The sequence below is a fragment of the Streptomyces griseicoloratus genome (genome assembly GCF_014534645.1).
Lineage (GTDB): Bacteria > Actinomycetota > Actinomycetes > Streptomycetales > Streptomycetaceae > Streptomyces > Streptomyces griseicoloratus.
On record NZ_JACVQF010000235.1, the window covers coordinates 184,860 to 196,769 of the forward strand.

The 11,910-nt window shown below is 71.9% G+C and carries 11 protein-coding genes; 9 read left to right on the forward strand and 2 right to left on the reverse strand.

The window, feature by feature from the left end:
- Position 1: 1 nt before the first annotated feature.
- Positions 2-1,366 (forward strand): APC family permease, encoded by a 1,365-nt coding sequence (locus H0H10_RS36545; RefSeq protein WP_188185497.1) that lies wholly within the window; start codon positions 2-4, stop codon positions 1,364-1,366.
- Between the two features lie 72 nt (positions 1,367-1,438).
- On the opposite strand, the gene H0H10_RS36550 is transcribed toward H0H10_RS36545, so the two are convergent.
- Both H0H10_RS36550 and H0H10_RS36555 read right to left on the reverse strand, forming a co-directional pair.
- Positions 1,439-1,870, reverse strand: a complete 432-nt coding sequence (locus H0H10_RS36550; RefSeq protein ID WP_188185498.1) for an SRPBCC family protein — start codon at positions 1,868-1,870, stop codon at positions 1,439-1,441.
- Positions 1,871-1,987: 117 nt separating this feature from the next.
- Positions 1,988-3,019, reverse strand: coding sequence for a zinc-binding alcohol dehydrogenase family protein (locus H0H10_RS36555; protein WP_188185630.1), 1,032 nt, complete (start codon positions 3,017-3,019; stop codon positions 1,988-1,990).
- Positions 3,020-3,288: 269 nt separating this feature from the next.
- On the opposite strand from H0H10_RS36555, the gene H0H10_RS36560 reads away from it, so the two are divergent.
- The 8 genes from H0H10_RS36560 to H0H10_RS36595 all read left to right on the forward strand — a co-directional run bounded on the left by H0H10_RS36560 (position 3,289) and on the right by H0H10_RS36595 (position 11,856).
- Complete coding sequence (locus tag H0H10_RS36560; RefSeq protein WP_188185499.1) at positions 3,289-4,107, forward strand: SAM-dependent methyltransferase; 819 nt, start codon at positions 3,289-3,291, stop codon at positions 4,105-4,107.
- A gap of 121 nt (positions 4,108-4,228) precedes the next feature.
- A complete protein-coding gene (locus tag H0H10_RS36565) occupies positions 4,229-4,843 on the forward strand; it encodes a helix-turn-helix domain-containing protein (protein WP_309141981.1) in 615 nt (204 codons plus the stop codon).
- 127 nt (positions 4,844-4,970) lie between these two features.
- The gene (locus H0H10_RS36570) at positions 4,971-6,170 is read left to right on the forward strand and encodes an NAD(P)/FAD-dependent oxidoreductase (RefSeq protein ID WP_188185501.1); all 1,200 of its coding nucleotides are present in this window, start codon (positions 4,971-4,973) and stop codon (positions 6,168-6,170) included.
- Positions 6,167-6,667: a 2Fe-2S iron-sulfur cluster-binding protein gene (locus H0H10_RS40845; protein WP_306420997.1), complete on the forward strand. Its 501-nt coding sequence runs from the start codon at positions 6,167-6,169 to the stop codon at positions 6,665-6,667. Before H0H10_RS36570 ends, H0H10_RS40845 begins: the two co-directional genes overlap by 4 nt.
- Positions 6,664-8,151 carry an NAD(P)/FAD-dependent oxidoreductase gene (locus H0H10_RS36580; RefSeq protein WP_188185502.1) on the forward strand — a complete coding sequence of 496 codons (1,488 nt, stop codon included), beginning with the start codon at positions 6,664-6,666 and terminating at the stop codon, positions 8,149-8,151. Before H0H10_RS40845 ends, H0H10_RS36580 begins: the two co-directional genes overlap by 4 nt.
- A 49-nt stretch (positions 8,152-8,200) precedes the next feature.
- The gene (locus tag H0H10_RS36585; protein ID WP_188185503.1) at positions 8,201-9,133 is read left to right on the forward strand and encodes a dihydrodipicolinate synthase family protein; all 933 of its coding nucleotides are present in this window, start codon (positions 8,201-8,203) and stop codon (positions 9,131-9,133) included.
- A complete protein-coding gene (locus H0H10_RS36590; protein WP_188185504.1) occupies positions 9,133-10,134 on the forward strand; it encodes a proline racemase family protein in 1,002 nt (333 codons plus the stop codon). The genes H0H10_RS36585 and H0H10_RS36590 overlap by 1 nt, the downstream gene beginning before the upstream one ends.
- 357 nt (positions 10,135-10,491) lie before the next feature.
- Positions 10,492-11,856 (forward strand): amino acid permease, encoded by a 1,365-nt coding sequence (locus H0H10_RS36595; RefSeq protein ID WP_373566962.1) that lies wholly within the window; start codon positions 10,492-10,494, stop codon positions 11,854-11,856.
- The last annotated feature ends 54 nt before the right edge of the window (positions 11,857-11,910 follow it).

Consider the following 11,910-nt stretch of genomic DNA (forward strand, 5'->3'; position numbering starts at 1 on the left):
CGTGTCCACGACCGGAAGCGACACCACCGCTGCACCGGGGACAGGGGACGACAGCCCGCTGCGGCGCGCCATCGGCCCCAGGCTGCTGGTCCTGTTCGTGATCGGCGACATCCTCGGCACCGGCATCTACGCCACCACCGGTCAGGTCGCCGGCAAGGTCGGCGGGGCGCTGTGGCTGCCGTTCGTCATCGGGTTCGTCGTGGCCCTCCTGACCGCGGCCTCGTACGTCGAACTGGTCGGCAAGTACCCGCAGGCGGCCGGAGCCGCGCTCTACACCCAGAAGGCGTTCAAGGTCCCGTTCCTCACCTTCATCATCGCCTTCATGGTCATGTGCTCGGGCCTCTCCTCGGCGAGCGCGGCGGCCCGTGCCTTCAGCGGCGACTACCTCGCCGAGTTCACGGACTTCTTCCCGCCCACCCTCATCGCGATCCTCTTCATCCTCGCCCTGGCGGCCCTGAACCTCCGAGGCGTGTCGGAGTCCGTCAAGACCAACGTCGTCCTCACGCTCGTCGAGCTCACGGGCCTGCTCGTCATCCTCACGATCGGCGCCTGGGCGGTCCTGACCGGTGACGGGGAGCCGAGCCGGCTCGGCGAGTTCCAGGCAGAGGGCACCGGCTACGCCCTGATCACCAGCGTTCTGGGTGCGACGGCCCTCGGCTTCTTCGCCTTCGTCGGCTTCGAGGACTCCGTCAACATGGCCGAGGAGACCAAGGACCCGGTGCGCACCTTCCCACGGGCCATCTTCACCGGCGTGATCGTCACCGGGACCATCTACGTCCTGGTCGCCCTGGTCTCCTCCCTGCTCGTCGACTACCGCGTGCTGGAGGGTTCCAGCGGCCCACTGCTGGAGGTCGTCAAGGCCGGCGGGCTCGACTTCCCGCCCCGGCTGTTCGCCCTCATCGCGCTGTTCGCCGTCACCAACTCGGCCCTGATCAACATCATGATGGCGTCCCGCCTCTGCTACGGCATGGCCAACGAACGGATCCTGCCCCGCGGTATGGGCCGTGTCCTCCGCAGGCGGCGCACCCCGGTCGTCGGCATCGTCTTCGTCTCGCTCCTCGCCATCGGCCTGGTCTCCACCGGGGAGATCGCGGGCCTCGGCGACACGACGGCCTTCCTGCTCCTGTGCGTCTTCGCGGTCGTCAACATCGCCGTCCTCGTCCTGCGCCGCGACCGCGTCGAGCACCGGCACTTCCGCACACCGACCGCGCTGCCGGTGCTCGGCGCGATCACCGCACTCATCCTCGCCAGCCCGCTGTCCGACCGGCCCGCCGACGTCTACATCAGGGCAGGCGTGCTGCTGGCCATCGGCGTCGGGCTGTGGGTGGTCAACAAGGTGGTGATGAAGGTACGCGGCGAAGCGTGAGCCCCGGGCGACGCGCACGCCCTACCGGCGGCGCACTCCGGGGCGCTGAGCCGGCAGATCACCGGGGTGCGTTCACCGCCTCTGTTCCACGTACTCCTTGAGGTGCTCCAGATCGCTGTGAACGAGCCGTTCTATCGCGTTCGCCTGGGCGAAGCCCTTCGGTCCGCCGAAGGAGTCCCTGATGGTGCCGGGCTCGTACTCGATCCGTACCTGGACCCGGGTGCTGTTCTTGTCGATCGGCTGCAACGAGAAGGAACCCGCGAGGTCGGGGGCGTCGGTGGTACGCCATTCCATCAGGTGTTCACCCTTGCGGTCGGAGACCTCGGCCTCGAACGCCTGGGACCGGCCGCCGGCCTCGATGTCGAGACGCGTGCGGCCCTCGCCCTCCGCACGGGCCTGTCGTACTCCCTCCACGAAACGTGGATAGCTCTCCGCCTGGTGGAGGACGTCCCAGATCTCGTCGACCGGAACTCCGACGTCAACGTGTTCTTCCAGGGTGCTCATGACCCACCTCCACGTCCGGATCAGGTGCGTATGCGCCTTCTGTTTCCAGTGTGCGCCGACACGGGCCGGTCGATCGGACGACGGGACGGGCGGCGGCCGCCATGCCGGCCGGCGGGCTCACCGAGCAGCCGTGGCGGGGCGGGACGAGTCGTCGGGACGGCGTACGCGGAGCACCGCCACCCCGTTGACGCGGCCCGCCGAGAGATCGTCGAGGGCACGGTCCGCGTGGTCGAAGCCGTATCCGGTGACCATGACCCGCAGCCGGTGCTCGGCTGCCGCGGCGAGCAGGGCCCGCCCGTCCTCGCGGGTGTTCGCCGTGACACTGTGGATGGTCCGCTCGCGGAACAGGTGCCGCCGGTAGTCCAGCGAGGGGATGTCGGTCAGGTGGATGCCGGCGATGCTGAGCGTGCCGCCGCTGTCCAGGGCCTCGAGCGCGACGGGGACGAGGTCGCCGGCGGGGGCGAAGAGGATCGCCGCGTCCAGCGGCTCCCGGGGAGGTGCGTACGGGTCGGCCGCCGAGACGGCGCCGAGGCGCAGTGCCAGTTCCCGGGCGGCCGGTGACCGGGTGAACACGTGGACGGCGGCGCCTCGGGCGAGGGCCACCTGAGTGGTGAGGTGGGCAGAGGCCCCGAAACCGTAGACCCCCAGACGCCCGCCCGGAGGCAGGTCGGCGCGACGCAGCGCGCGGTAGCCGATGATCCCGGCGCACAGCAGCGGGGCCAGCTCCTCATCGGTGTATCCCTGCGGCAGCTCGTACGCGTACTCGGCGGGGACGGTCGCGTACTCGGCGTAGCCCCCGTCCGCATCCCAACCGGTGTAGAGCGAGGACGGGCACAGGTTCTCCCGCCCTCGCACGCAGTGCCGGCACGTCCCACACGTCCAGCGCAGCCACGGGATCCCGACCCTGGCGCCGGCCACGGGGCCGGTGGCGCCCGGGCCGGCCGCGACGACCTCACCGACCACCTCGTGCCCGGGCACGACCCGCTCGCGGTGCGCGGGCAGGTCGCCGTCGCGCACGTGGAGGTCGGTCCGGCACACCCCGCACGCGATCACCCGCACCAGTAGCTCGCCGTCCGCGGGCACCGGCACGGGCAGTACGGCGGACTCGATCGTCCCCGGCCGGGAGGCAGGGGCGACCCAGGCACGCATCGACGGGAGCGTTGCATTCATGGAAGACACCCCAGCTTCCATCAGACCTCGATCACGGCCGGATGATGCCGATCCGTTCCACTGCGTCCACTTCCCTGGATGACGCACCGGAATCGTCCCAGCCGTCCTGACCCGCCAGCCGGCCCCGGAGGCCTGAGGCGGGCCAATGCTCGCCGTGGCGAATCACCCAGGCTTCGGAGCCGGGGTCCTCAACTCCTACCGGTAGGTTGCTCCTTGACCGCCAACTGGCCTGATCCGGAGGACAGCCCGTGACCGAGATTCCCGCCGCGTCGAGCGAGGCGCACAAGCGCATCAAGACCGACCAGCCCCACACGGCCCGGATCTGGAACTACTGGCTGGGCGGCAAGGACAACTACGAGGTCGACCAGGCAGCCGGAGACCAGATCCGCACCCTGCACCCCGGCATCGGCGACTACGCCCTCGCCGACCGGCTGTTCCTCGGGCGCGCCGTGCGGTACCTCGTCGGCGAGCGCGGGATACGCCAGTTCCTCGACATCGGCACCGGCCTGCCCACCGCCGACAACACGCACGAGGTCGCCCAGCGCCTCGCCCCGGATTCCCGCATCGTCTACGTCGACAACGACCCCATCGTGCTGGCCCACGCCGACGCACTGCTGACCAGCACGCCGGAAGGGCGCACCGACTACCTCGACGAGGACCTGCGCAACGTTGACGCCATCCTGGAGCAGGCGGCGCGGACCCTGGACTTCCAAGAGCCCGTGGCGCTGATGCTGCTCGGCGTCGTCATCTTCATCGAGGACGACGAGGAGGCGTACGGGATCGTGCGGCGTCTGATGGCCGCGCTGCCCGCAGGCAGCCACCTCGTCCTCTCGCACACCATCACCCGGCCGGACATGTCGGATGTCGACGCCGCGGTGGCCTTCTGGAACGAGCACGGCACGCCGAAGCTGACCCAGCGCACCCCGGCCGCCATCGCCGGATTCTTCGACGGGCTGGAGCTCATGGAGCCGGGCGTGGTCTCCTGCAATCGCTGGCGTCCGGACGACGGCGAGGCCGATCTGCCCGCCGAGGTGGCCATGTTCGGCGGTGTGGGACGCAAGGTCTGACCGTCTTCCGCGTCTTCTTGCAATAGCGCAGGACGAGGCCCGATCCTGATCGGTATAGCGAACGGACATGACGAATGGCCGTACGGTATACCGAACGGAAGCGGAAGTGAAGGGGGAGGACGTGAGCGTCTCCGAGGGCTCGGTCAGAGACATGCTGGCCACCAATCTCCGGCGCGTCCGGACCGAGCGGGGGCTGTCGATCTCCGAACTGTCCCGGCGCTCGAAGATCGGCAAGGCGACGCTGTCGCAGCTGGAGTCGGGGGCCGGCAATCCCACGATCGAGACGGTGTTCAGCCTCTCCCGCGTACTGGAGGTGCCGATCTCCGACCTCCTGGACGCCCGGCCCACCAGCGGGCTCACAGTGGTGCGCGCCAAAGAGGCCGAGGTGCTCAGCGGCGAGGGCGTGGACCTGCGCCCCCTCCAGCGGATCGAGTCCGGCGACGCCGTCTTCGAGCTCTTCGACCAGGAAGTACGGGCCGGCTGCCGGCAGGAGTCCCTCGGACATGTGGGGACCGAGCACACCATCGTGCAGGCCGGCCGGCTGCACGTGCAGGTGGACGGGCGTGAGGTCGAACTGGGGCCGGGCGACTACGTCGGCTTCGACGCCTCCCTTCCGCACAGCTACACGGCGCCCGACGAGGCCGTCCGCTCGGTGCTGCTGCTTCAGTACCGGGCGGACCAGCGCCTGCACCTGTCGGAGACCGCCCCCGCCACCCCGTCCCCGACGGAGGGCTGACGCCGCGGCGCCGCGACCGGAAGAGCCCCACGGCGGCCGAGGGGAATCGATCTGACGTGACCGTTGACACGTCCTGAACACCGTCGTACGTTTCCTGGCGTTCGGTTTAACGAACGAGGAGGGTTCGATGTACGGAACGCGAGTCGCGGTGCTGGGCGCCGGGATCGTCGGCGCCGCCTGCGCTCGCGAGCTGGCCCTGGCCGGACTCGAGGTGACGGTCGTCGAGCGCGGCGCGGCCGCATCGGCGACCACGGCGCACGGCGAGGGCAACGTGCTCGTCTCCGACAAGGGACCGGGCCCGGAGCTGGAACTCGCCCGGATCTCCCGGGCGTTGTGGCCCGAGGTGCTCGCCGGGGTCGCCGAACGGTCCGCGCACGCGGCGCAGGCCGTGGAATGGGAGGCCAAGGGCGGCATCGTCGTCGCGACGACCGACGCCGGCGCCCGGGAGCTGACCCGCTTCGCCGCCGACCAGCGCGCGGCGGGGGTGCGCGCCGAGGTGATGGACGCCGGCGAGCTCGCGAAGGCCGAGCCGTACGTCACCCGGGAGCACACCGCGGCCCTGCTCTACCCGGAGGACGCCCAGGTGCAGCCCGCCGGAGCGGCCGCCGCGCTGCTCGGCGCCGCGCTCGCGGCGGGCGCGAGGCTGCGGACGGGCTGCGAGGTGCTCGGCGCGGTCGCCCGCGGGGGCCGGATCACCGCGGTCCGCACCTCGGCCGGCCCGGTGGAGGCCGACTGGTTCGTCGACGCCGCGGGTCCCTGGGCCGGCGAACTGTCCGCCCGCCTCGGCGCTCCGGTCGACGTACGGCCCCGGCGCGGCGACGTCCTGGTGACGACACCGCTGCCGCCGACGGTCTTCCACAAGGTGTACGACGCGGACTACGTGGGCGCGGTCGGCAGTAGCGCCGAGGATCTGCAGACGTCCGCGGTCGTGGAGTCCACCCGCGGCGGCAGCGTGCTGATCGGCTCCTCTCGTCGCCGGGTCGGGTTCGACGACCGGCTGCGCCCCGAGGTGCTGTCGGCCGTCGCCGCGAAGGCCCTGCGGCTGTTCCCGACGCTGGCCGGCGTGCCGGTGATGCGTGCCTACGGCGGGTTCCGGCCGTACGTCCCCGACCATCTGCCGGTCATCGGCGCCGACCCACGGCTGGACGGCCTCTGGCACGCGGGCGGTCACGAGGGCGCCGGGATCGGTCTGTCGGTGGGTACCGGGCGACTGCTGCGGAATCTGATGCTCGGCGAGCCGCCGGTCATGGACGCCACCCCGTTCCGGGTGGACCGTCCGGCCGTGCTCGGCGAGGGCGCACACCCTGTGAGTGAGGAGACGGCATGAGCCCCAGGCGTGTCCGCGCCGAGTCCGACGCCGTCGGGCGGCAGGACCGGCCGCTGCGGATCACCGTCGACGGCGAACCCGTCGACGGCATCGCGGGCCAGACCATTGCGGGCGTCCTGCTCGCCGCCGACCGCCTGGCCTGGCGCCGGGGACGCTCCGGCGCTCCGCGCGGGGTGTTCTGCGGGATCGGCGTCTGCTTCGACTGCCTGGCGACCGTGGGCGACGAGCGGGACGTACGGGCCTGCCGCAGACGGGCGCGTGACGGCGACGTGGTGACCACCCAGACCCGTGAGCCGGCACCGGACCTGCCGCGGGAAGCGGAGCCGAAGGTCTTGCCGGAGTCGGAGGTCTTGCCGGAGCGGGAGCCGGAGGCCGTGCCGTCACCGGAAGCTTCGCCCGAGCCGGAAGCCGTGCCGGAGCCGGACCGGGAGACCGGCCGCAGCCCGGCACCCGTCGACCGGGTGACGTCCGAACCGTCCGGAACGGAGGAGCGATGACACGCCGTCACGTCGTGGTCGTCGGCGCGGGACCCGCGGGTCTCGCCGCCGCGGAGGCCGCGCTGGGCGCCGGTGCCCGGGTGACGCTGATCGACTCGGCGGACCGGCCCGGCGGCCAGTACCACCGGATGCTGCCCGAGGCGTACGACGCCGCCCGCCCGGAGGTGCTCCAGCACGGCTGGCCGGCCTTCGACCGGCGCCGCCGCCGGGTGCTCGCCCACCCGCGCTGCGCCTGGTGGCCCGAGACATCGGTGTGGGCCCTGGAGCGCCCGGACCCCGGGCACCCCGGCCCGCCGCGCGTCCATGTGCTGCGCGGGCCGGCCGACGGCGGCGACCGGCACCGTACGACGCTGGACCCCGACGCGCTGGTGCTCGCCGTTGGCGCGCACGACCGCGTACTGCCCTTCCCCGGCTGGGAGCTGCCCGGTGTGTTCACCGCCGGTGCGGCCCAGGCGCTCGCCAAGGGGGAGCGGGTCGTGGTCGGCGACCGCGTGGTGGTCGCGGGTACCGGACCGTTCCTGCTCCCGGTGGCCGCCTCGCTGCTGGAGGCCGGCTCCCAGGTTCTGGAGGTGCTGGAGGCCAACACGCCGCGCACGGTGGCCCGCGGCTGGTCGCGGCGACCGTGGGAGCTCGCGGCGCAGGCAGGAAAAGGCAGTGAACTCGCCGAGTACACCGCCTTGTTGCTCCGTCACCGGGTGCCCTACCGCCTGGGCAGCACCGTGATCGAGGCGCGCGGCGACGGGCGGGTCGAGGAGGTCGTCACCGCACGGCTGCGCGCGGACTGGTCGGTGCTGCCGGGCAGCGAGCGCACGGTCGCGGTCGACGCGGTGTGCGTCACGCACGGCTTCAGCCCGCAGCTGGAGCTGCCGGTGGCTGCCGGATGCGCCCTGCGTACCACGCCGGGCGGCGAGTTCGTGGCCGTCGACGACGACCAGGCCACCAGTAGCCCCGGCGTGTACGCGGCCGGCGAGATCACCGGCATCGCGGGCGCCCCGGCCGCACGGGCGGAGGGCGCGCTCGCCGGATGGATCGCCGCGGGCGGTCACCCCGGCACCGCCACTCTGCGCGCGCTGCGCCGCGGCCGCGACCAGGGCCGCGCGTTCGCCGAACGGCTGGCCCGAGCGCACCCGATCGGTGCGGCCTGGCCCGAGTGGCTGCGCCCCGAGACCGTCGTCTGCCGCTGCGAGGAGGCCGACTACGCCTCGATCTGCCGGGCGGCCGCCGACCGGGCGAGCACCGCGACACGGGTCGCCAAGCTGGAGACCCGGGCCGGTCTCGGCCCCTGCCAGGCCCGTGTCTGCGGTCCCACGGTCGCCGAACTGAACGCGCGCCTGTCGGATGAGCCCGCCGGCCGGCCGGTCGAGGGCCTCCCGGCACCTGCGCCCCACCGGCGCCCCATCGCCCAGCCCATCCGGCTCGGCGAACTGGCCGCCGCCCCCGAACCGCCCCTCGCGGACCCCGCCCCACACCCTCACGCCCCCTGACAGCTCGACTCCCTCCCCCCGTCGACTCCCTTTCCAAGGAGCAGAGTTCATGAGCGACACCCGGAATCAGTCCCTGTCCCTCGGCGGCGTGGTCGTGGCCACGGCCCTCCCTTACCAGGAGGACGCGTCCGCCCCGGCCGGTCTCGCAGTGGACTACGACAAGTACGCCGACCACTGCCGCTGGCTGGTGGAGAACGGCTGTCGCGGCGTCGGCCCGAACGGCTCGCTGGGCGAGTACTCCTCCCTGACCGACGACGAGCGCCGCAAGGTCGCGCGGACGGCGATCGAGGCCGTGGGCGACTCGGGCATCGTGGTCGTCGGTGTGCACGGTGTCGGCTCGCACCAGGCGAAGCACTGGGCCGAGGTCGCGGCCGAGGACGGCGCCGACGGGCTGCTGTGCCTGCCGCCCACGATGTACCGCGCCAACCGCGGTGAGGTCCTGGCCCACTTCGAGGCCGTGGCCTCCGTCGGCCTGCCGGTCATGGTCTACAACAACCCGATCGACACCAAGGTCGATCTGACGCCGGACCTGGTCGCGGAGATCGCGCAGATCGACAACATCGTCGCGATCAAGGAGTTCTCCGGCGACGTGCGGCGCGTCCTGGAGATCAGGGAGCAGGCGCCCGGTCTGGAGGTCATCAGCGGCGCGGACGACGTCGTCCTGGAGAGCCTGCTGATGGGCGCCACCGGCTGGTTCGCCGGCTTCCCGAACGTCTTCCCCGCGGAGTCGGCCCGCCTGTACGACCTGGCCGTCGCCGGCAAGCTGGAGGAGGCGCGGGCGCTGTACGAACCGCTGGTCGCCGCCTTCCGCTGGGACTCGCGCACCGAGTTCGTCCAGGCCATCAAGCTCGGCATGGAGCAGGTCGGCCGGTTCGGCGGCCCCTGCCGCCCGCCGCGCGGTCCGCTCTCCCCACAGATGCGCGAGCAGGTCCAGGCCGACATGGCCCGCGCCATCGCCTCCCTCGAGAAGCGGTCCGCCTGATGCGGTCCGTCCGTACGATCAGCGCGGTCGACTCGCACACCGAGGGCATGCCCACCCGCGTCGTCACCGGCGGGGTGGGCCCGATCCCCGGGGACACCATGGCCGAGCGCCGTCGCTACGCGATGGAGAACCTGGACGGGCTGCGCCGCTTCCTGGTAGACGAGCCGCGCGGGCACTCGGCGATGAGCGGGGCGATCCTGCAGCCGCCCACCCGCCCGGACGCCGACTGGGGCGTGCTCTACATCGAGGTCAGCGGCTTCCTGCCGATGTGCGGCCACGGCACCATCGGTGTGGCCACCGTCCTCGTCGAGACCGGCATGGTCGAGGTCACCGAGCCGGAGACCAGGGTCCGCCTGGACACGCCCGCCGGGCTGGTCGAGGCGCGTGTGACGGTCACCGACGGCCGCGCCGAGAAGGTCACCCTGCGCAATGTGGACGCCTTCGCACTCGAACTCGATGCGTCGGTCAAGGTGCCGGGCCTCGGCGAGGTCCGCTACGACATGGCGTACGGCGGCAATTTCTACGCCGTCGTCGAACTCGACCGGATCGGGCTGCCGTTCGACCGGGCGCGCAAGGACGAGATCCTCGCCGCCGGTCTGTCGATCATGCGGGCCGTGAACGAGCAGAACCGTCCGGTGCACCCGGTCGACCCGCTCATCGGCGGCTGCAAGCACGTGCAGTTCCTGGCACCCGACTCCACCGCCCGGCACTCGCGCAACGCCATGGCCATCAGCCCCGGCTGGTTCGACCGCTCTCCCTGCGGCACCGGCACCTCGGCCCGCATGGCCCAGCTGCACGCACGCGGTGCGTTGCCGCTGAACACCCCGTTCGTCAACGAGTCGTTCATCGGCACCCGGTTCACCGGCCGGCTCCTGGAGACCACCGAGGTCGGCGGATTCCCCGCCGTCGTCCCCGAGTTCTCCGGGCGTGCCTGGATCACCGTCACGGCGAACTACCTGCTCGACCCGAGCGACCCGTTCCCGCACGGATTCGTGCTCTGAAGGGCCTCCGGCTGATCTCGGCCGGGCACCCCTGACACCGCTCGCACGGACGGGTGCCCCTTTTCCCCGGGTGCGCCCCGCACGGTCGGGTGCCCCTTCTCACCGGGGCACCCCGCACGGTCGCATGCCCTTCTCCGGGCACAGCGGCACGGTCGCGTGGCCCTCCCCGAGGGCCACGCGACCGCCGTCCCCTTCTCCCACGTATTCACCGGAGGGACCCTCATGTCCCGTTCAGCTCCAGTAATACCCCGGGAAGGAGAGGCCCCCGGCGGGGGCCTGTTCTCCCGGCAGGGAATCTTCCGTCTCAAGCCCGTCGACTCCTCCGAGGAGGAGGTCACGGGCGGTCTGCGCCGGACCATGGGCCTGTGGCAACTGGTCGCCCTCAGCCTCGGCGGTCTGGTCGGCGCGGGCGTGTTCTCGCTCGCCGGCGTCGTGGCTCACGAGGACGCCGGGCCCGGCGTGATGATCTCTTTCCTCGTCGCGATCATCGCCAGCACCGCCGCCGCCCTGTGCTACGCCGAGTTCGCCGGCACCATCCCCAAGGCCGGCTCCGCCTACACGTACTCCTACGCCGCGCTCGGTGAGGTGGTCGGCTGGATGATCGGCTGGGACCTGCTCCTGGAGTACACCGCCATCGTCGCGGTAGTGGCCATCGCCGTGTCCGGCTACTTTTCGTACATCCTGGAACGGATCGGCGTCGATCTGCCGTCCTGGATGCTCGGCGCACCCGGCACCGGCCCCGGCCACAAGGTCGACCTGTTCGCCGCCGCACTGTGCCTGCTGCTGGCCTTCGTCCTCTCCCGGGGCACCAAGGAATCGGCCCGTTTCGAGACCGTGCTGGTGGTCGTCAAGCTCGGCATCGTCGCCCTGGTCGTCGTCGCCGGCGCGTTCCACATCTCCGCGGGCAACTACACGCCCTTCCTGCCGTTCGGCATCGGCGGCGCGTTCACCGGCGCCGCGACCGCGTTCTTCGCGGTCTACGGGTACGACGCGATGAGCGCCGCCGCGGAGGAGAGCGCCGAGGCGAAGAAGGTGCTGCCGAAGGCGATCGTGATCTCGCTGGCCATCGCCGCCGTCGTCTACCTGCTGGTGTGCGTCGTGCTGCTGGGCATGCAGGACTACCGCGACATCGACATGAAGAGCCCGTTCTCCAGCGCGCTCGCGGCAGTGGGTCTCGGCGGACTCGGCATCGTCGTCGCGGTCGGTGCCATCATCGGCATCACCACGTCCGCGTTCGCCAACATGCTGGCGGTCTCCCGAGTCTGGTTCTCCATGAGCCGTGACGGTCTGCTGCCGCGCTACTTCGCGAAGAACCACCCCAAGCGCCACGTGCCGACCCGGGTGATCTGGCCGGTGGGCATCGGCTCCGCGTTCATCGCCGGGTTCCTGCCCATCAGGGAGGCCGCCGACCTCACCAACATCGGCATCCTGGCGGCCTTCTCCGTCGTCGCGATCGCCGTCGTGGTGCTGCGCCGGACGCGGCCCGATCTGCCGCGTTCCTTCCGCACCCCGCTGGTGCCGCTGGTCCCCGCCATCGGGGTGGTGTTCTCCGTCTGGCTGATCGCCAACCTGGACCCGGTCACCTGGCTGCGGTTCGCGGGCTGGATGGCCGTCGGGCTGGTCGTCTACTTCGTGTTCGGCGTCCGTCACTCGGAGGAGAACAAGCTCCGGGCCGGGGCGCGGACCACTGTGCCCGAGCAGCGCGACGGGAACTCCGCATGACCGCCGAACCCACCGCGGTCCGCTCCGCCCGCACCGGCGGAGCCGACCGCGGGC